Source organism: Vibrio sp. OPT18 (assembly GCF_015163615.1).
Taxonomy (GTDB): Bacteria; Pseudomonadota; Gammaproteobacteria; order Enterobacterales; family Vibrionaceae; genus Vibrio; species Vibrio coralliirubri.
Genome location: NZ_JADDYK010000075.1, coordinates 110,223 through 130,998, shown reverse-complemented (window position 1 = coordinate 130,998; position 20,776 = coordinate 110,223). Strand labels below are relative to the sequence as shown.

At 44.3% G+C, this 20,776-nt stretch carries 20 protein-coding genes; 10 read left to right on the top strand and 10 right to left on the bottom strand.

Going from position 1 to position 20,776, the window contains the following annotated elements:
- Positions 1–70 precede the first annotated feature (70 nt).
- From IQQ51_RS20065 to hisC, 4 genes are all read right to left on the bottom strand, one after another.
- Positions 71–550, bottom strand: a complete 480-nt coding sequence (locus tag IQQ51_RS20065) for a TRAP transporter small permease (protein ID WP_048613908.1) — start codon at positions 548–550, stop codon at positions 71–73.
- Between the two features lie 67 nt (positions 551–617).
- The gene (locus IQQ51_RS20060; protein ID WP_050654376.1) at positions 618–1,577 is read right to left on the bottom strand and encodes a TRAP transporter substrate-binding protein; all 960 of its coding nucleotides are present in this window, start codon (positions 1,575–1,577) and stop codon (positions 618–620) included.
- Between the two features lie 581 nt (positions 1,578–2,158).
- Entirely contained in the window at positions 2,159–2,932 is a 774-nt protein-coding gene (locus IQQ51_RS20055) for an ABC transporter substrate-binding protein (RefSeq protein WP_029235360.1), read from the bottom strand.
- A gap of 10 nt (positions 2,933–2,942) precedes the next feature.
- A complete protein-coding gene (gene hisC, locus IQQ51_RS20050; protein WP_050635136.1) occupies positions 2,943–4,085 on the bottom strand; it encodes a histidinol-phosphate transaminase in 1,143 nt (380 codons plus the stop codon).
- 181 nt (positions 4,086–4,266) lie between these two features.
- Between hisC and IQQ51_RS20045 the strand changes: the two genes are divergently transcribed.
- The 6 genes from IQQ51_RS20045 (at position 4,267) to IQQ51_RS20020 (ending at position 8,145) form a co-directional block, all read left to right on the top strand.
- Positions 4,267–5,154 (top strand): LysR substrate-binding domain-containing protein, encoded by an 888-nt coding sequence (locus IQQ51_RS20045; RefSeq protein ID WP_059020654.1) that lies wholly within the window; start codon positions 4,267–4,269, stop codon positions 5,152–5,154.
- Positions 5,155–5,441: 287 nt separating this feature from the next.
- Complete coding sequence (locus IQQ51_RS20040; RefSeq protein WP_017069991.1) at positions 5,442–5,690, top strand: hypothetical protein; 249 nt, start codon at positions 5,442–5,444, stop codon at positions 5,688–5,690.
- Positions 5,691–5,823: 133 nt separating this feature from the next.
- Entirely contained in the window at positions 5,824–6,390 is a 567-nt protein-coding gene (locus IQQ51_RS20035; protein ID WP_193841921.1) for a septation protein A, read from the top strand.
- Positions 6,391–6,578: 188 nt separating this feature from the next.
- Positions 6,579–6,977, top strand: coding sequence for an acyl-CoA thioester hydrolase YciA (gene yciA / locus IQQ51_RS20030; RefSeq protein ID WP_017061510.1), 399 nt, complete (start codon positions 6,579–6,581; stop codon positions 6,975–6,977).
- Between the two features lie 474 nt (positions 6,978–7,451).
- Entirely contained in the window at positions 7,452–7,748 is a 297-nt protein-coding gene (locus tag IQQ51_RS20025; protein WP_004741234.1) for a YciI family protein, read from the top strand.
- Between the two features lies 1 nt (position 7,749).
- The gene (locus IQQ51_RS20020) at positions 7,750–8,145 is read left to right on the top strand and encodes a GspS/AspS pilotin family protein (RefSeq protein ID WP_017062026.1); all 396 of its coding nucleotides are present in this window, start codon (positions 7,750–7,752) and stop codon (positions 8,143–8,145) included.
- Between the two features lie 83 nt (positions 8,146–8,228).
- Here the strand turns inward: IQQ51_RS20020 and metE are convergent, their stop codons facing one another.
- Positions 8,229–10,574 carry a 5-methyltetrahydropteroyltriglutamate--homocysteine S-methyltransferase gene (gene metE, locus IQQ51_RS20015; RefSeq protein ID WP_193841920.1) on the bottom strand — a complete coding sequence of 782 codons (2,346 nt, stop codon included), beginning with the start codon at positions 10,572–10,574 and terminating at the stop codon, positions 8,229–8,231.
- Positions 10,575–10,855: 281 nt separating this feature from the next.
- Here metE and IQQ51_RS20010 point away from each other — a divergent pair, with 281 nt between their 5' ends.
- Complete coding sequence (locus IQQ51_RS20010; RefSeq protein ID WP_050621806.1) at positions 10,856–11,767, top strand: LysR substrate-binding domain-containing protein; 912 nt, start codon at positions 10,856–10,858, stop codon at positions 11,765–11,767.
- A 139-nt stretch (positions 11,768–11,906) separates the two neighbouring features.
- On the opposite strand, the gene IQQ51_RS20005 is transcribed toward IQQ51_RS20010, so the two are convergent.
- Positions 11,907–12,107 (bottom strand): DUF4250 domain-containing protein, encoded by a 201-nt coding sequence (locus IQQ51_RS20005; RefSeq protein ID WP_004736508.1) that lies wholly within the window; start codon positions 12,105–12,107, stop codon positions 11,907–11,909.
- Positions 12,108–12,239: 132 nt separating this feature from the next.
- Positions 12,240–12,920: a hypothetical protein gene (locus tag IQQ51_RS20000; protein ID WP_193841919.1), complete on the bottom strand. Its 681-nt coding sequence runs from the start codon at positions 12,918–12,920 to the stop codon at positions 12,240–12,242.
- A gap of 237 nt (positions 12,921–13,157) precedes the next feature.
- On the opposite strand from IQQ51_RS20000, the gene IQQ51_RS19995 reads away from it, so the two are divergent.
- Positions 13,158–15,551: a YgiQ family radical SAM protein gene (locus IQQ51_RS19995; RefSeq protein WP_193841918.1), complete on the top strand. Its 2,394-nt coding sequence runs from the start codon at positions 13,158–13,160 to the stop codon at positions 15,549–15,551.
- Between the two features lie 85 nt (positions 15,552–15,636).
- Here the strand turns inward: IQQ51_RS19995 and IQQ51_RS19990 are convergent, their stop codons facing one another.
- The 3 genes from IQQ51_RS19990 to IQQ51_RS19980 are packed head-to-tail and all read right to left on the bottom strand — an operon-like array spanning position 15,637 to position 18,591.
- A complete protein-coding gene (locus tag IQQ51_RS19990; protein ID WP_193841917.1) occupies positions 15,637–16,101 on the bottom strand; it encodes a GtrA family protein in 465 nt (154 codons plus the stop codon).
- Positions 16,088–17,575: an ArnT family glycosyltransferase gene (locus IQQ51_RS19985; RefSeq protein WP_193841916.1), complete on the bottom strand. Its 1,488-nt coding sequence runs from the start codon at positions 17,573–17,575 to the stop codon at positions 16,088–16,090. The genes IQQ51_RS19990 and IQQ51_RS19985 overlap by 14 nt, the downstream gene beginning before the upstream one ends.
- The gene (locus IQQ51_RS19980) at positions 17,572–18,591 is read right to left on the bottom strand and encodes a glycosyltransferase family 2 protein (protein WP_050634924.1); all 1,020 of its coding nucleotides are present in this window, start codon (positions 18,589–18,591) and stop codon (positions 17,572–17,574) included. The genes IQQ51_RS19985 and IQQ51_RS19980 overlap by 4 nt, the downstream gene beginning before the upstream one ends.
- A gap of 125 nt (positions 18,592–18,716) precedes the next feature.
- Between IQQ51_RS19980 and IQQ51_RS19975 the strand changes: the two genes are divergently transcribed.
- Both IQQ51_RS19975 and IQQ51_RS19970 read left to right on the top strand, forming a co-directional pair.
- Positions 18,717–19,394 carry a response regulator transcription factor gene (locus IQQ51_RS19975; protein ID WP_193841915.1) on the top strand — a complete coding sequence of 226 codons (678 nt, stop codon included), beginning with the start codon at positions 18,717–18,719 and terminating at the stop codon, positions 19,392–19,394.
- A complete protein-coding gene (locus IQQ51_RS19970; protein ID WP_193841914.1) occupies positions 19,391–20,689 on the top strand; it encodes a sensor histidine kinase in 1,299 nt (432 codons plus the stop codon). The genes IQQ51_RS19975 and IQQ51_RS19970 overlap by 4 nt, the downstream gene beginning before the upstream one ends.
- The last annotated feature ends 87 nt before the right edge of the window (positions 20,690–20,776 follow it).

Here is a 20,776-nt window from a genome sequence, read left to right as displayed (position 1 = left end):
TCATGAATAAGAATAGGCCTAGCAGCCAAACACCAATGGACAAATCCATAATATAGAGTCCTTTTAAAACTTACTTTTTGTTGGGTTCACAAAAAAGATCAAACGTATTCATGACCAAATAGATGAGGATGATAACGGCTGAAATCGGCAATATTGAATACACCGTCGACATCGGTAATTGCAGTGCTGGAGAGAGTTGTTGTGTGGTTCTTCCCATTAAGGCGATGCCACCTTGAAGCATTGCCAGAAATACAAATGCGCCAGAAATCACATTGATGAGTAGATGTAATGCTATGTGCGCTTTACCCTTAAGATAACCATCCAATAATGTTATTGCTAAGTGCCCTTTGATACCGAATAAGTAGCTTGCTCCTAATAATCCAAGCCATACCATCGCATAACGAGCAAGTTCATCAGTCCAGTTACTTGGGTCATTCAAAACATAGCGACTAAAAACCTGCCAAGTGACAGTAACGACAAGTAACATTAATGCAAAAGAAGAGACAAAAAGAATCAACCTATCAAGTAGGTTTCTGAAAGTTGCTAACATGGTGTGATACCTCAAAAAATTTTGCCTTAGCAAAGCCAAGGCAAAATTATATTTTCACTAAGACTGATTAAAGAACTTCAATTTTTTCAATGAATGAAGCTAATTTAGGGTCTTTTTTCGCTTCATCAATCATAGGTTTAACAGCGGCACGGAACGGGGCTTTATCAACTTCAACAAACGTTACGCCTGCTTTCATTCCTTTCTCTTTGTTCATGTCATCAGTTGCGTCCCAGATTTTGATCTGCTCTTCAAGAGACTCTGCTGCTGCTTCTTTTAAGATTTTTTGCTCGTTAGCCGTTAATGAACCCCATTTGTATTCTGAAATGATGATCACGTCAGGTGTCATCATGTGCTGGTCCATAGAGTAAAATTTGGCAACTTCGCTGTGTTTCATTTCAACTAAGCTAGAAATATTATTCTCAGCACCATCAATTACACCTTGTTGCAATGCCGTGTATACCTCATTGAAAGGTACAGGCGTTGCTTTACCACCAAGTAGGTTAACCATTTCCATCATGGTTGGAGAGCCAGGAACTCGAACTTTCATGCCAGCTAGATCTGCTGGTGAGTTGATGGCTTTCTTAGCGTAGAAGCTACGTGTACCTGAGTCATAAAACGTAAGACCGATGAAGCCTTTACCTTCACTTGAAAGCAACATCTCTTGTGCAGCTTCACTTCGCATGAAGGTTCTCATATGTGGAACGTCACGGAATAAGAAAGGCAGTGCATTAACCTTAAACGTTGGTTCAAAAGATTCGGCTAACCCACCATTGATTTTGGCCATATCAATCGCGCCAGTAACAACTTGCTCCGCTTGGTCACGTTCAGAGCCTAATTGACCGTTTGGAAAGATCTTAATCGTAAGGTCACCATTCGATTTTTCTTTTACTTTATCAGCCATGATCACCATGCCTTGGTGAGCTGCGCTTTCTAATGACATTGCATGCCCTAACGTCAAAGTTTTTGCTTGAGCGCCAAATGCCATAAGAATTGAAGCCGCTGCAATCGTCAGTAGGTGTTTTTTCATGTTCTTCTCCAGAATCCATTTTGTAAGAGGTACAGTTTTTATATGCAACGCTATAGCTAAGTTTGAAATCTAACGTTCTATTGCACATCGCTCATAGCAGTAACGTTTCATTACAACATTCTTACCCTCATGAATTTTGTATTACAATACTATGTGTACATTTTGTGAACTAAGGTTTATCTATTGGCCTGAGAACCTAATTGATTGTGATATCAATCATATTTGGGACTAATTGGACCATTAAGCACCCCTACTTTGTATTTTGTGGGAAGTTCGATTACTTTCAACTGCTTTAAGAACAATCTCTTAGCAAAAAATCATCGATATATTCATGTTATTTTAAGACATTAAATTCAGTTATGGAGCACGACAAAGAAGTTCTTCTCGTTCGAACACGCGAGTCGTGAACAGTGCTTTGTGAGGTGATGAAGGCAAGGTTTTCGGCTGGATTCAGGCAACAAAAATAGATAAAGGCAATAGAGAGAAGCTTGAGAGGATGAATTATTTGTAACAAAAATCCGAGCGCCTTACAGCCCTCGGATTTTTGTTTTTGGTGTTCTAATTTTTAGGCGTTAGACGAATTACAAATCAGCGCCATAGATATCAAACGTAAAGTACTTAGCAGCGATCTTGTCGTAAGTACCGTTTGCTCTGATCTCTTCAATCGCGGCATTGAATTGTTTCGCCAATTTTGAATCCTGCTTTCTTAGTGCTAACGCCGTACCCTCACCGATGTAGGCTTTGTCGGTAACTGCTTTGCCTTTGAATTCAAAACCCTCGCCTTCTTTCTTATCTAAGAAAGCCAATGACAGTTGATCTGAGTTGCCGAAGGTTAGATCTAGACGACCGTTTTGCAGATCCAGATACACTTCATCTTGCCCTGTGTAACGCTTAATGTTAGCAACACTGCCAAACTTGTCGGTTACGTAGCGATCGTGAATCGTACCTTGCTGAACACCGATGGTTTTGCCTGCTAAGCCTGCCTCATCGACGCTGAACTCCGCGCTTTTGGCTGCAACAAATACGGCTGGAGTTTGGTAGTACTTATCAGTAAACAAGATCTTACGCTTACGCTCTTCGGTGATACGCATCGACGCCATGATCACATCTGACTTTCTTGCCAATAAGCTTGGAATTAGCGAGTCCCAGCTTTGTGAAACCCAAGTACAATCGAGTTTAGCTTGCTCACACAAGGCATCAGCTATCTCAATATCAAACCCGACAGGCACACCGTCGCTGTTTTTATAGTTGAATGGCGGATACGTAAAGTCCGACGCCAAACGGATTTCTTTCGCCTGTACCGTTGTACCAAGTAAAGCGGCCGCACAAGCGAGTCCTAGTATTATCTTTTTCATCATTGCCATCCTAGATATGATCTTTATCGAGTTGAGATTGAGTTTCTTTATGTTGAACTTGTTGAATTTGTTTGCCTTGTTGACTCTGTTCTAATTCGGTTTGGTAACGTGTTAGTGACGTTATCACTTCTAGCATGCTCTCTTGGCTACCAATACTGATTCGAACACAGTTACGCAAAGCAGGTTCATGGTTTTGGTTCCTTGTCACAATGCCATCCTTCGCCAAGACACTGAACACTTGGTGCCCAGCTTTTTGACGCAGCAAAATGAAGTTTGTAGATGAAGGGTAAACAGACTCGATGAAATCAAACTGCGTTAACTCACAAGCAAACCAGTTACGCAGCTCAACCAGATTCTGCGTCGCGTCTTGCATCACTGAGACTCGCTCATCAGACAACGCGTCTAATACAATTTGAGATGAGCAATCTGGCATCGGATAAGGTGGAATCAGCTTCGCAACATACTGCATCACATTTTGACTCGCTAAGATAAAACCACAACGAACCGCAGCCAATCCAAATGCCTTAGACAAGGTTCTAATCACAACCAAATGTGGATAACGCTCGATAAGGCTAACGGCTGACGTTTGTGGTTCAAATTCGATATACGCTTCATCGACGACCACTAGCGACTTCCCAATCGTGCCTTCCAGTACCTGAATCAAATCCGATTTAGGAATCACATTGCCCGTTGGATTGTTTGGTGAGCAAAGAAACACGATATTCGCCAGCTCTGCCTTATTCACAATATCAGCAACATTAAGACTAAAGTCTTCCTGTAATGGAGAGTCCAAGGTATTAATCGCCAATGCATCAGCGCAAAACTCATACATCGCATACGTTGGAGAGCAGATAAGTATGTTGTCGCACGCCGGTTTACAGAATGTTCTGATCAGCAAATCGATCGCTTCATCTGCACCACGAACAGCGACAGTCGCAGCATCAGTGCCACAGTAATCTTGGTAAGCCTTAGCAATATCTTGTGGTAAGAAGTCTGGGTATCGGTTGTGGCTTGCTTCTCCGAGAAACAGCGAGCTTTCCAATTCATTAGCATTTAGCCAGACACGTCCATCACCACCAATTCTTCTTGCCGATTGATAAGGTATTAATTTTTTTACAGCCTGAGGCACTAAGCTATCAATAAAAGATGTCAAGAAGCTATCCCTTTCACAAAATCACAATGTCTTCATCATTGCCTTCATATTCAAAAAATGTGATTTATACACATATTGAATCACTAATGATGAGTAAGTATTTATATTCAAACAGAACACTATTGATAAATGAATCGAAATAATCACATAATAGCCATGATAAAAAGTCATAGGTAATAATATGAATCGTACACTTCCTTCAACCAAAACCTTGCTCGCGTTTTTGTCTACGGCAAGGCATCTCAACTTTACACGCGCGGCACATGAGCTCAATGTTACGCAAGGTGCAGTGAGTCGTCAGGTATTGTCGTTTGAAGAAAGCCTTGGCTGTGATCTCTTCTACCGCCATGCTCGCGGGTTGTCTTTAACGCCGAAAGGAGAAGAACTGGTTCCTCTTATACAAGGAACGATTCATCAGCTGCAATCGGCTCTAAATCAAGTGGCTAGCTCTCCCTCCAAGATCAAACTCAACGCACCGAGCTGTATTACCTCTTGGCTACTACCTAAGTTGATGTCTTTTCAGCAAGCCTATCCTGAAATTGATGTCGAACTCACGTCGACCATCAAGCACGTCTTCGAACCAAGCTTTGATCCGTTTGACGCCGTAATTACCTATGGTAAGAAGCCAAACCAACAATCGATTATCAGCCAATTATTGTTTAACGAGCAGCTAGCGCCCGTTTGCCAAGCGCAAAGTATTACGCAAAGCCATCTTGTAAGTGACGCGTCGACCATCATCAAGCCACACAAGCTTGCCCAATACACTTGGCTACACGCCAACAATGAGCAGAGTGATTGGCGACTTTGGTTAGAACACATAGGCAGCCACGACCTTTCAAGCAAGAACAACCAACAATTCGCAACACTCGATCAAGCGATGAACGCCGCCATTCAAGGGTTTGGTATTGCAATCGGTGACATCACGCTTGCTAAGCAAGATATTGATTTGGGCAGATTGGTGAAAGTGAGTGAAGGCAGTGTGTTTTCGGGAAATGGATACTTCCTATTACAACCCAAGAACCGTCAGAATGCCTCGCTATCAACCTTAGTCGATTGGCTAGTCGATTAACGGTTATCAAATTGCCAATTCAGGAGCCTTAAAGCTTCAGTAGATCGTCATAATGAGAATTTTATCATTCTCAAAATAAAACTATTTTTCGTCAGCTCCGTATTGGTGTTTAGAGAATAGAACGTACGTTCCTTTAACTAATTGAAAAGAAATTCAATTCTATTTGGTCGGGAATTTGTTCTGTTCAATTGGAAAAAATGGCATTCGAATTGCTTTGTCATAGATAACCCAACCAATATACAGCAGGTTGCATCATTTGAACTGCAGCTTGTCACGGAGGATAGGCTATGACCTTACAAAGACATACGTATTACGGCTTGATTCACCATGGAATTAAAACCCTATTAATGGACAGAATTGGCCACTTCACAGAACGTGAATATCACGAGTATCTCGACTTAACGACCGGTAAATCGACATGTTTTGCCATGAGCGAACAAGAACTCGAAAACACATTAGACAGCTTGAAAAGCGAAGGTTACCTTGAAGACATCAAGAAGCTAATACCTCGCTATCAAACCTCGTCAATGCGATAACCTGCTTAAACTCTTTAAACACGATGAGTGGTTAGATTGAATTAATTGGCACCCAATTGTCTCGGGCTATTTAGCATCGAGACAGTTTTCGTTAGACTGTCAGCAACTCAACTAACTGGATAGTCAGTGTCTCATGAAACAAATTCTTGATTTCATTCCTCTCATTATTTTCTTTGCGCTTTATAAGATGTACGACATCTATACCGCGACCGGTGCTTTGATCGTTGCCTCTGCAGTTCAAATTATTTTGACGTACGTCATCTACAAGAAAGTTGAAAAAATGCAGATCATCACCTTTCTGATGGTTGCCGTATTTGGCGGCATGACCATATTCTTGCACGACGACAACTTCATTAAATGGAAAGTCACCATCGTTTACGCACTGTTTGCGATTGGTCTGACGGTCAGTCACATCATGGGCAAATCAGCGATTAAGGGTATGTTAGGCAAAGAGATCACACTGCCTGATTCGGTATGGGGCAAGATCAACTGGGCATGGACTCTATTCTTTACTCTATGTGCCGTTCTCAACGTTTACGTTGCTTTCAGCCTACCGTTGGATGTTTGGGTTAACTTCAAAGTGTTTGGTTTGCTCATCGCTACCTTGCTCTTCACTTTACTTACGGGTGTATACATCTATAAGCATCTACCAAAAGACCAGCAAAAAGAGTTAACGGATAATAATACCGACGAGAAATAGCCCTTAGGGATGAGTCCTCATACCCTATTTGATACAATTATTATCAATATGCGATTGGCCAATGATACTCGTGATCATTGGCCACTGATTATTTGTGTTCGGTGAAGACGTTAAAAATTCGACCACCGCGAGTCTCGTAAACACATCTATTTTTATATAAAACAATCAATACCATTAAGAGTACGACAATGACTATTCAATCAACTTTGAACCCGATTGGTTCTTTACTTCTTCGCACATTAGCGATGCCTTCTGATACAAATGCAGCGGGCCAGATTTTCGGTGGTTGGATAATGTCTCAGCTTGACCTTGCTGGCGGCATATTGGCAAAAGAGATCTCTAACGGCAAGATAGTCACGGTTTCAGTATCGAGTATCGAGTTCAAACAACCGGTTTCTGTGGGTGATGTTGTGTGCGTTTATGGTGACTGCACTAAGATTGGTCGCAGCTCGATGAATATCGACCTAGAAGTATGGGTTAAGCCTGTACTTGACCACGGTATTGGTGACCGCTACAAGGTATGTGGCGCGACATTCAACTACGTTGCGGTTGATGAAAGTGGTAAACCTCGCCCAATCAATAAATAACACCTTTTATTAAGCGTGTGGATTCGATGGTCTTTAGTTTTTATAAATGAAATTACTAGGGCGTATTGATCTTTCGAGCTGATTTTTGCAGCGAGTTGCTGGGTATTTATACAAGGCAGAGGCGTCGATGTGTAGCTAGCCTACATGAGAAGCCGATAACGTAGTAGAAATGACCAGCAAACGCTGCCCGAAGGGTTCGGCTAAAAGCGTTTTACTCTTTGTTGAGGGAGATTTGCTTAGAATGACTAGGCGACTTCCCCCTCGCCGCGATTAAAACGCTTTTGACTAGGCGTCCCCATCCGAACAAAATTTAACCACGAAAGGTCAACACGCCCTAACGACCATACAACTCTCTCGCACCAATTCACAATTTCTTATCATTAGCCCTTCCAATACCAATTAGTTCGCGTAAATTAGCAAGATAGCGAATTTAAACGCCCCAAATTTAGTGAAGTAAAATAAGGATATCTCAATATGTGGTACGTGATTTTTTCTCAAGACGTCGAAAATTCATTAGAAAAACGCCTAAGTGTTCGCCCACAACATCTAGAACGCCTACAAACACTTCACGATGAAGGCCGACTGTTAACAGCAGGCCCAATGCCAGCTATTGATTCAGACAACCCTGGCGAAGCGGGATTCACAGGTTCAACTGTAATTGCCGAATTTAACTCTTTGGAAGACGCTCAAGCATGGGCAGACGCTGACCCGTACATTGATGCTGGCGTTTACCAAAATGTGATTGTAAAACCATTCAAGAAAGTATTTTAACGTGAAAAAATGGATTATTGGCTCACTGGCTTTAGCTCTGCTTGCAGGCTGTGCTTCAAGTGAGCAAGACGAACAAAGACAGCTAGAGATGATGGCGCAGCACCGAGCTGGCGTTTTATCTGCAGGCCTGCCGATTGAATATGGTCCACTGTCGGTCATGCGCGTGCTAGCAAAAAACACGGTTATCGAAATCATGATGATCTACAACCAAGATGCAAAAGGTGCTAAGCCTTTAAACCAAGTTGTAGACATGAGTGTGAATAGCTACTGCACCAACTCTGAAGTGAGAGCAAACCTCGATATGGGCTTGGCTTACAACATCAAGATTCGCAACACTCGCGGACAACTGATGGTTGAGAAGTTGATCAGCAAAGAGACGTGTCAGAGCAGCAGCTAGATTCGATCGAACAAGTATAAAACCAGAAGGCCTCGCATTTGCGAGGCCTTTGTTTTATGAAGCAATCAAAATCCTAGACTGAATTATGCCTCCGCTGATTCCCACTCTTTACGCAGTGCTTTAGTTGCCGAAACTAAGTTAGTCAGCGCCGCTTCCGTCTCTGCCCAATTACGCGTCTTCAGCCCGCAATCAGGGTTTGCCCACAAACGTTCCGCTGGAATTTTCTCTGCCGCTTTCTTAAGTAAATCAACAATCCACTCTTCTGAAGGAATGTTTGGTGAGTGAATGTCGTAAACGCCAGGTCCAATCGCATTCGGGTAGTTGAACTCTTCAAACGCTTTCAGCAGTTCCATGTTCGAGCGAGAAGTCTCAATGGTAATCACATCGGCATCTAGCGCGGCCACTGAATCAATGATCTCGTTGAACTCGCTGTAACACATGTGGGTATGAATCTGAGTTTCTGGTTTAGCACTTGCCGCTGAGATCTTAAAGGCATCGACCGCCCACTCTAGGTATTCTGCGTGGTCGCGCTTTTTCAGTGGCAAACCTTCACGAATCGCTGGTTCATCGATTTGGATAATGTTGATGCCGGCGTCTTGCAAATCAGACACTTCATCTCGCAGCGCAAATGCCAGTTGATTAGTGATCTCTTTACGTGAGATGTCTTCACGTGGGAATGTCCAACATAAGATAGTTACAGGGCCTGTCAGCATTCCTTTCATCTGTTTCGAGGTCAGAGATTGGGCATAGGTCGACCATTCCACCGTCATTGGTTTTTCTCGTTCAATATCCGCGACCACAATCGCCGGTTTCACGCAGCGTGAGCCATAGCTTTGTACCCAACCAAACTTAGTGGTTTGAAAGCCTGCTAGGTTTTCTGCAAAGTACTCCACCATATCGTTACGCTCGGCTTCACCATGAACAAGTACATCCAAATCTAAAGCTTCTTGGCGCCTAACAGCATCCGCAATATGGCCCTTCAATGCGGTTGTGTATTCCGCTTCACTCATTTTACCAGTGCGGTAAGCGCTACGTTGAACACGGATCTCGCCTGTCTGTGGGAACGAACCAATGGTTGTAGTTGGCAGTAACGGTAAACCCAACACCTCCGACTGATGCGCGGCACGTTCTGCGTATGGAGCAGTGCGCTCTGCTAGCGCTTTGGTAATCGTGCTAAGACGAGCTTGAACTTGCGGCTTGTTCACATGAGTCGCGCTCTTGCGAGCAACAATCGGTTGGCTGTAAGTCTCACACGCTAAAATGGCATTTTGGTCGCCGTCTAACGCCGCACCCAATAAGCTCACCTCTGTCACTTTCTGTTTTGCAAAGGCAAACCAACTCTTCACTTCTTCACTAAGCGTCTCTTCTAACTCAAGGTCAACCGGGCTATGTAGCAGTGAACATGAACTTGCGACCCAAAGTTTATCGCCTAGCTTGTCTTTCACAGGTTGCAGCAACTCAAGCTGCGCGGCTAAGTCAGCTCGCCAAACATTGCGTCCATTGATTGCACCCACAGAAAGCACCCAATCTTCAGGTAGCTTATTCACCACTTCATCGAGTTGCTTCGGTGCGGCAACCAAGTCGATGTGCAAGCCGTTGACGGGCAGTTCTACAATTTTGTCTAACGTATCAGTCACAGAATCAAAGTACGTAGTAAGGAGTAGCTTCACATCGCCTTGAATCACTTGATAAGCCAATTTGAATGAATCAGCCCACTTAGTTTCAAGCTCCAGAGAAAGGATAGGTTCATCGATTTGAACCCACTCAACACCCAACTTGGCCAGTTTTGCCAGAATCGCTTGGTACGCTGTAAGCAAACGTGGAAGCAAGGTTAAACGGTCAAAGCCCTCTTCCACTTCTTTGCCGAGATATAAGTAAGACAGTGGGCCGAGAAGAACTGGCTTCACTTTATGCCCCGCTTTAATCGCTTCACTCACTTCATCGAACAGTTGTGGCCAGCTCACCTCAAACGAATCGTCTTTGCTGAACTCAGGAACAATGTAGTGATAGTTAGTGTTGAACCACTTAGTCATATCTGATGCTGCTGCACCATCTTTAGCGCTTTCAGAGCCGTGTTTACCGCCACAACAAGTGGATTGTGTTTGAGATTGACCGCGACCAACGCGGAACAAGGTATCTAAGTCTGGGAAGGCTTTTTCGTCTTCACTACCACCAGCGTGTCGCTTAGGTACATGACCTAGAAGTAATGTCGTTGTTAGAACATGGTCGTACCATGCGAAGTCACCCGCAGTTGCAAAGCTTAGGTTCGCGTCGGCTTGTACGTTCCAGTTACGATTTCTCAATTCACTGCCGATCTGCTTGAGCTCAGATTGACCAATCTCACCGCGCCAGTACTTCTCAAGTGTGAATTTAAGTTCGCGTTTTTCGCCGATACGTGGGTAGCCAAGAATATGCGTTGTTGTAGTCATGAGCCTGTTCCTTATTCAATAATTATTAGTATCTGTTCAGACTGCCTGTCATGGTTTTTACTTTCACAAAAAGGCGTCTGGATGGCTAAAATATCCACCTAATCTGAACGATGAACAACGTCCAAATATTCATCTTGTTTATTAAAAATATTCATCTTGAACGGAACTAAGATGAACAAACCAAATCCATCTGGACATCTAGACGTTTACAAATGACAAAAAACCCCGTAGGGTGATTATTAAGAAATATTGAATTGGCTTAGGGAATATGAGGAATACTCATGATAGAGCTTAAACACCTTCGAACATTAACGACCTTAAGAGACAGCGGCTCACTGACAGCAACTGCAACCTCTCTTCACCTGACTCAGTCGGCACTTTCTCATCAATTGAAAGACCTAGAGGCACGTATTGGTGGTCAGCTTTTCCTGCGTAAAACTAGGCCAGTGAAGTTCACCTCAGAGGGTGAGATCTTGCTTAAGCTCGCGGATGAGATACAACCGAGAATCGCTAAAGCAGAGAATGAGTTGGCGAGTCTGAAAGAGGATGTGAATGGTCGATTGCACATGGCGATTGAGTGTCACTCATGCTTCCAATGGCTAATGCCTGCTTTGAAGGAATATCAAGTTGCTTGGCCAAGCGTGACCCTAGATTTCTCGTCAGGGTTTGGTTTTGAACCCCTGCCCGCACTAATGGCAGGTGAACTCGACTTGGTGATCACATCAGATATACAACCTCGCTCTGAAGTTCATTACGAACCGCTTTTCGATTTTGAGATGCGTCTTATCACCGCGATCAATTCGCCTTTAGCTGATAAAGCGAGCATTGATCCGCAAGATCTTAGCGATCTCACCATGCTCTCCTATCCTGTTCAAAAACAGCGTTTAGACGTCGTGAAACACTTTTTGCAACCTGCTGGCGTTGAACCAAAGAAATGGAAGCAAGCAGACAACACCTTGATGTTGGTGCAAATGGTATCGGCAGGTTTAGGTGTCGCAGCATTACCCAACTGGGCGATCAGTGAGTTCTCAAGACAAGGTTTGATAGCCAGTAAACCACTAGGTAAAGGGCTTTCAAGAAGACTGTTTGCCGCAGTAAGAAACTCAGAAAAAGATAAACGTTACCTGCAGGCTTTCTTTAGCACAGCAAGACAGCAAAGTAAGAGTCACTTAGATGGCATTGAGGTCGTTTAAGAGGTTCATTATTGGGCTAGCTTAAGCCTGTGTTACATCGGATAGGCAAACGCCAGAAACAAAAAAAGTCACAGATAACCTGTGACTTTTTAGTTTCAGTACCGATAATTTTCGATATCTGTTGATTCGCGAAAATAGACTATCTTGGATAAGACTTAAACTGGTTAGTCAATGGGTCATATTGATAGCCAAGCATATCGAGCTTGCCCACGACACTTTCTATATCCATTTCATACATACTGATCAGCTCTTCAAAGCTATCGCACTCTAGGCGAAGTTTTTCATTCACGATTCCCAGCAAGATAATGCTATCGAAACCTTTGACGTTGCTTAAATCCATCTCGTACTCCTTACGAACACACCGACTAGAATTAAGTTTAGAACGCTTACCAACGCCATGCTAAAAAACTGATCACACTTCTTAAATAGAATACGTGATTAATGAGCGTACGTAATTAATGAAAGTACGCGATTAAAGCGTCCAAACAGGCGTTAAACCCACAGCCGCCGCCAATAACATCAGTAACGAAATCGTCAGTTGCAGCTTTTCCGGGGGTTTAACAAACAGTAAATGCCAACACCACACCACGATAGCTGAGATTAGCAAAGCAAAGCTGAACAGTAGCGTTGAAATCACAGGCTCTAGTTGAGCTTCAGACAGAGAATAAACACTCACGACTGTCGCCAAAACCACCAACATCCCCGTCAGCACACCAACAACGGGCAGAACTCGGTGAAACGCCTGCAAGCGCGTTCTTGCAATCGTCAGTAGCAAATGACCAAACGCTGAGCCTAACAGAGCCACTAGTAATACAGTAGTGATAATACCGACAGTGGTTGCTTGTTCAGTCGCTTGAATAGCCACGTAAGACAATGCCAAACCACAAGCTAAGTACATCACCCAAATAGGGCCAGAATCGCGTGTCTTCTTGGTTTGGACTTGAGAATAGAAATAAAAGGTCGCAAACACGACCAGAAAGGCTTCAATTTTTACTGAAGCGACGGCAAGCCACAGCACGCCAATCGCAGGTAACATCTTGTGGATACGGCCACGCTGCCCTGGACAAATATCCCCTTTCACCAAGATAAGGGTTAAGATCAGTTGGGCTCCTAAAAGCATCGGAGCAAATTGTACTAATAATGTTTCGACCATTGTGGATCTACTTCTTCAGACTTATTTTCGCGAATAATATCAAAAACTGCTGCGAACACTAATCAAAATCACAAATTAGCGACGTTATTCAAGGCTTCAACTATGCTGTTGTATGGCTCTTTTGTCGCCATTTACCGTAAAAAGACGAAAGACACCAGAACTAACAGGGGCATGTTCTACTGGCTAGTCTAGGCTCATGCCGCTATAATTCCCGCCTCAAAAATCAGAGGTTGAAATATGTACAGCGATATCACTCCTATTCACGAACACAAAAAATACTGGGCCGAGTGCTACGGAACTGCACCCTTTTTGCCTACCAGTAGAAAGGAGATGGATGCTCTTGGATGGGATAGCTGTGACATTATTATTGTAACTGGTGACGCGTATGTCGATCACCCGAGCTTTGGTATGGCTATCATCGGCCGTCTGCTTGAAGCTCAAGGTTTCCGCGTGGGCATTATTGCTCAACCAAAGTGGGACAATAAAGACGCCTTCATGAAGCTAGGTAAACCTAACCTATTCTTCGGCATCACAGCGGGTAACATGGACTCCATGATCAACCGCTACACCTCTGATCGCAAATTACGTCACGATGATGCTTACACCCCAAACAATGAAGGTGGCAAGCGTCCTGATCGTGCAACTCTGGTTTATTCTCAACGTTGTCGTGAAGCTTACAAAGGCACGCCAATCGTGCTTGGTGGTATTGAAGCGAGCTTGCGTCGTGTGGCTCATTACGATTACTGGTCAGATAAGGTTCGTCGCTCTGTATTGTTTGATGCAAAAGCTGACATTCTTCTTTTTGGTAACGCTGAGCGTGCACTGGTTGAAGTAGCACACCGCATTGCCGATGGTGAAGACATGTCTACGCTGACCAATATCCGCGGTACTGCTATCAATCTTCCTGCGGCCCCTGAAGGCTTCAAGATCATTGACTCTTCTCGTATCGAAAAGCCGAACAAAGCGTATGTTCCGGTTAACCCGTACGAAGTTGAAACCCAGTGTGATACCAAGAAAGACGAAAAAGAAGAAGTAAAAGCGCAACCTATTACTATTCGCCCTTCTCGTCACGATGCAAAAACTACAGCGGTTCGTATCCCAGGCTACGAAAAGCTAAACAATGACCGTATTCTTTACGCTCACGCTAGCCGTATTCTGCACCTCGAGACAAACCCGTACTCAGGTCGTGCTCTGATTCAACGTCACGGTGATCGCGAGCTTTGGGTTAACCAAGCGCCAATTCCATTGACCACAGAAGAGATGGACTACGTATTTGGCCTTGCTTACAAGCGTGTTCCGCACCCTATGTATGGCAAAGCGAAAATCCCTGCATACGACATGATCAAAACCTCGGTTAACATCATGCGTGGTTGTTTTGGTGGTTGTTCTTTCTGTTCAATCACAGAGCACGAAGGTCGTATCATTCAGAACCGTTCGAAAGAATCTATCTTGGATGAGATCGAAGACATTAAAGATAAAGTACCGGGCTTCACAGGTACTATTTCTGACTTGGGCGGCCCAACGGCGAACATGTACCGTTTAGGTTGTTCAGACCCAAAAGCTGAAATTAACTGTCGTCGTCCATCATGTGTGTTCCCGAAAATCTGTGAAAAGCTAAACACAGACCATCAACACACTATCGACCTGTACCGCTCTGCGAGAAAAGTACCGGGCGTTAAGAAGATCATGATCGCTTCTGGTGTACGTTACGACTTAGCGATTGAATCTCCAGAATACGTTCGTGAGCTTGTGACTCACCACGTGGGTGGTTACTTGAAGATTGCTCCAGAGCATACTGAAAAAGGCCCACTGGACCTGATGATGAAGCCGGGCATGGGCACTTACGACCGTTTCAAAGAGATGTTCGAGAAGTACAGCGCTGAAGCCGGTAAAAAACAGTACCTAATTCCTTACTTCATCTCTGCTCACCCGGGCACAGAAGATGAAGACATGCTTAACCTTGCAATGTGGCTGAAAAAGCACAACTACGAGTGTGACCAAGTACAGAACTTCTACCCATCGCCAATGTGTAATGCAACGTCGATGTACTACTCAGAGACCAACCCTCTGAAACGCGTGAAATATAAAAAGCGTGAAGATGTTCCTGTACCGAAAGGTGATCGTCAACGTCGTCTGCATAAAGCACTGCTTCGTTACCACGATCCTGAAAACTGGAAAATCATCCGTGAAGCACTGATCAGCATGGGTAAACAACACCTAATTGGTGACAAAGCAAACTGCCTAGTACCAGCAGAAGATTTTGATGCGCAAACACCTGCACAACGTCGTAAATCTGGTCGTCACGGTTCACAGCGCTTTGCGACTAAGCACAGTAAATCTCAGCCAGGTCTTGGTGGCGAAAGCCCACGTAACCACTCTGGTAAGAAACCGGGTGGCAAGAAGCCGACTGGTAACGGTAACGGTAACCAAGGCAATGCTAACCAAGGTAGCGGAAAGCAAAACGGTGGCGGTAATGGCAACGCTCGTAAACCAGCAACTGGCTTCATTAAAAAAGGCCCTGGTGGTCAATCACAAGGCAATGGTGGCGGAAACCGCAACAAAGCCGGTAATGGTCAAGGTGGTAAACCTGCAGGTAACGGAAAGAATCGCCAGCGCGCAACACAGCGTTAATATAGCGACCCCATTTACTTGGTTATCATAAAAATACAAAGCGCAGCTATTTAGCTGCGCTTTTTTGTGTCTGCTACTAGGGAGCTTAACGAGCAAACACCCAATACTGACTAAGTAGATAATTACTGACCATTCCCACCAAGATGCCTACCGCCATTGCGATAAACACAGCCCCAGTAAAATTAGGAAGTAACTCCGTCATCAGCTTAAAGCACAGCAAATTAGGTATCGCCGATATCGATGCAGAGAACATGAACTTTTGCCACTGAATCAGCTTTTCGTACCAACTCCCCTGACCTTTGAATTCAAAGGTCAGCACTCGATTTCCAAACCAAGTTGTCGTTGCAGCTACGATGAAAGAACCAATTCGAGCACTCATCAACGGCAGTCCAATAACGTAATGCAGCAATGCAAACACGGCACAATCGACAACAAACCCACCCGCCCCCACCATAGCGAACTTAATCATCTTATGGTGAGGTTGTAGTTTTTGGTTTAGCGCGTCGAACTTGTGGCTAAACAGTCTCGATGACGAGTTAAAATTGAACATCGCCATCACTTCGAATATGGCTCAACGATAGATTTGGTTTGATGTTTTGGCTATGACAACTAAATAGAGCGCGCTTGATCTTCACCGTCGGTTCTAAAATACAGGTCAACGCGTTGTCTTTAATCTTGGTTTCCACTTCCGCTCTTTTACCAATCAGATAGAACTTGTCGATACCATCTAACTGTTCAACATCGAGTAACTTTTTCGCTTGTCCATGACTGTAAAATTGCCCAGAGAATGGTCGTTTACCGACATAAAAGCTCGGCGCTTCATCCGTAATCTGTTCAAAGATAATACGGTCACTTTTCTCGTTCGCTTTACCTAAATTCAAGTAGACCATCGCAATCATTAACAGCACAGGTAGCACCAAAGCCACACTCGAAAACCACTTCTTATCTTTTTCTACCACAAGCATCGCCACCAGCAAGCCAAGGGCTGGAATACCCGGTAGGACGTAAGCTGGAAGAATATTACCCGCCATAGTGAAAAGAATTAGAGGAGAGACTAACCAACACACAAGGAATGAAAATAACCCATTATGTTCAGCGTTAACTTCTGCGATTTTCTTACGACGGGCGAAAGTCAAAATAGGCAACACAATCGACCACGGCGCAGCCGCTTGAAGCCAAAACAGCCAGATCATGCCTCTTGCTTGGTCATGGGCAGAACCGTATAAATCGCCCTCCCAGCCACTCACAACAAAACGCTTAAAGTGCTCGCCAACAATAAAGTAATCGATAAAGCCCGGTGTTGCCATTTCAGCCATGATGTACCAAGGCAAAGCAATCGCCAGCATCACACCTAAGCCAGACAACAGTGGAAAGCGTTGCCATAGCACTTTGAAAGCGCCAAAGAAGCCATGTTGCAATACTAACCAAGGGAAAACAGCGATACCCATAATCACAATCGCTACCGGCCCTTTTGCCAGCAAGCCTAGTGCTAAACCAATGAAACCAACATAACCCCAAGATCGATTAGTCTGCGAACTACCTTCTCCCTTCGAACCCTCTCCTTCTAACCAACATAGGTAGAAACCTAACATGGCAATGGTCATCGCTAACGTTAACGCCATGTCGGTCATCACAGCACCCGCCGCGATAGAGAAAATCCCACATGTCGCCAATACCACAGCCGCCACCAAGGCACTTTGTCCGGTACGCTTGGCCATGTACGCAACCAACAGAATCGTCGCGAAACCGGCTAACCAGTGTGGCGCACGCACAGCAAACTCACTCAAACCAAACAGTTCAATCCCCGCTGCGCTCATCCATGTGAACAACGGTGGTTTACCCCAGAAAGGGATGCCGTAATCAAATTGAGGGGTTAACCAATTGCCGGTTTCTACCATCAAGCGAGCCATTTCACCGTAGCGCGCTTCCGTGGTATCCATTAAAGGGTATGTCGCCAGAGATAAAAGCCTTAGAACCAATGCAAAAGCCAACAAATACCATAGGTGCGTTCGGTTCAGGCTCATGCTGACTCCTCTAATTTAAAATGTGTTTTCAATGCAGGGGTATCAACCACCGATTGGATCAGATACAAAGGACGGTTCTTGGTTTCGATGAAGATACGACCTATGTACTCCCCCATTAAACCAATACTCAGAAGTTGAATGCCGCCAAGGGCAAGTTGAACCACCATCATGGATGGGTAGCCCGTAATAGGCTCACCAAACATCATGGTTTTGAACACGATGAAGACGCCATACACGAAAGCAGTAAGCGCCACTAACCCACCAACGGCCGTCGCAATACGCAGTGGGCGGATAGAGAATGATGTGATGCCATCCATCGCCAATCCGATTAACTTGAGGTAGTTCCACTTGGTCTCGCCACAGAAGCGAGCATCGCGCTTAAACTGAATCGTTGCTTGTCTAAAACCTGGCCATGAAAAGATGCCTTTCATGTAACGGTTACGTTCAGGCAGTTGGTTGATATGGTCGACAACCTCTCGGCTTAACAGTCGGAAATCACCCACATTTTCTGGAACATCGATCTTCGCTGCCACGTTCATGACTTTGTAAAAGCTTGCTGCTGAAAACTTCTTAAACCACGTTTCACCATCACGTTGGCTACGCTGCATATTGACCACGTCATAACCTTCGCGCCATTTGGCAATCATTTGAGGAATCAGCTCGGGTGGATCTTGCAGATCGGCATCGAGCAAGATCACCGCTTGTCCCCGGCAGTGCTCGAGGCCAGCACTCATCGCGGACTCTTTACCAAAGTTACGGCTTAAACCGATCACAGAAATTGAGCTATTGATTGAAGTGAATGAACTCACCAAATCCAAGCTGTTATCTTTGCTACCATCATCGACATAAACAATTTCACTGGTGATGGGTAAGCTATCCAGCACCTTGGTTAAGCGAGAATGAAACTCTTCTAACACCTCTTGTTCATCGTAAAACGGCACAATGATCGATAGTGAAACGGCAGGATTGATCCGTGATGTGGAGACTTTAGGTCGGCTAATATGAAGTTCAGACATAATACGTTCTTCTATTTTTTAATCTGAATCCAATCTACCCCCTCATAAGTGAAAGTTATGTTATTGACATATTTTTCACGCTCACTCAGGATAATGTTACCGTCTATTTCTGTATGAGAATCAAAATGAAACGAGTTCTATTAGTCGAAGATAACCGCGAAATTGCAGGCGTATTATTTGATTATTTTGAGTGCATTGGGATGGATCTCGATTACGCGGACAACGGTGAGCTTGGCCTGCAACTCGCGATGGATAACTCTTTTGATATCATCATATTAGATCTGATGCTGCCAAGAATGGACGGCCTAACGGTTTGTAACAAGCTAAGAGACCAAGGCAATACCACTCCGATCCTGATGCTTACCGCGCTTGATAGCCGTGAAGACATGTTGAAAGGGTTTGAACATGGTGCCGATGATTACCTAACCAAGCCTTTCGATTTGGATATTTTAGAAGCGAGAATGAACGCACTAGTTCGTCGTTACCGCGGAAAAGTGGCGTCTTCTAAATTGCAGTTTGATGAACTCACCATCGACCAAAAAACACGTAAAGCCTACCGTCAAGATAAGCTGCTCGCACTCAATCCAACCACTTACACCATCCTTGAGATGTTGTGCCAAAAAGCACCAGAAGTGGTAACTCGCGAAGATATCTCCTACAAACTCTGGGAAGAAGATGAGCCCAACAATGACGTGTTGCGCAGTCACATCTATCAATTACGTAACCAACTCGATAAGCCTTTTGACACTCAGATGTTGATTACCGTCCCTAAAGTTGGATTCCGTCTGGAGTCATCGAATTGATTTTAAATGTTCTCACGAGCACCAAAACCCTAACCGGCCGCTTGGCGGTTTTCTTTGGGTTAATGGCCGTGATTGTATCGGCCTTTGTCTATTTAGTTTTTGTTGCTGCACTCTACATGTCAGAAGATCGCGTCGGTGAAAGACGCATCCTGATCGACCGTAACTATGCGGTTGGTTTATTCCAAGCAGGCGAAAGCGGTGAGTTAAGAATTGATGACCTGACAATCGCCTACAACGATCTTTCATTGATACCTGCAGAATACCTCAAGTACATTAAAGGCAAAGAAAGCTTTGTTGGCGAGGTGGGTGAAGAGCCTAACTCTCGCATGGTGTATGTAGGTGAGTATTCTGATAAAGGTCAAACCCACCCAATCGTTCTGCTTTCCGAGATCGACCGCGTCGAGTTTGAGATTTACGAACTGGTTTATGCGACCACCTTTGTACTAACGTTACTCTCTATTCTAATTTTTAGCTTTGGTGCTCTGCTCTATCGATTATCTAAACGACTGATTGAACCCTTCAATTCTATTTCCGAACAATTGGAAGCCAACAAGCTTAACCTCAATGAAGAATTTAGTGTCAATGACGATGCAGCGATTGAGTTTCGCCAACTCACAGATCAACTCAATCAATACCGAAGAGAAATCAATTCTTTGCTCAAACGTGAACAAGCGTTTGCTCGTTACTCAAGTCACGAGTTAAGAACACCGTTAACGGTCGCTCGTGGCGCAAATAAATTACTGCTAAGAAGTGAAACCACCGAATTTCAATCTCGTCAAATTGAACGCATTGATGAAGCCATTATTCAGATGTCTGAAATGGTCGATGCCCTGCTTGGTTTAGTGCGTTATGAAAGAAACAGTGACGATGCACCGCTACGCTTATTTAGTCAGCAAGAGCTAGAGACAATCGTTTCGAAAAACTCAGCACAGGCGGATGAGAAAGACGTCGAAATTTCCATGCATGTTCAATCCGAACCCACCATTCAAGCCACCAGCGCGATAATGAATATGTTGGTCGGAAACTTGTTGAGAAATGCCATTGCAGCGACCAATAGTGGCACCGTAACGGTCACTCTGTCCCAAGAGAGTGTTGTGATTGAAGATCAAGGCGAAGGCCTGCAAGAACAGTACAATCCGAATGGGCATGGGTTAGGTTTATTGATTATCGAGGACTTATGTCAACGCTTCCAATGGGGCTTTGAATTGGTCAATCGCAGTTGTGGTGGATGTACCGCTAAAATCACCTTTCAAACCGATCTATCCACATCAATCCCAGAGCAAATGAATTCGTAGTTCGCGGTTCAATATCGAGCTAAAACTTGATTTAGTAGGTTTACAGCGGTCCCTGGCTACTAGATACTCGTTAGTCCTATTTGAACT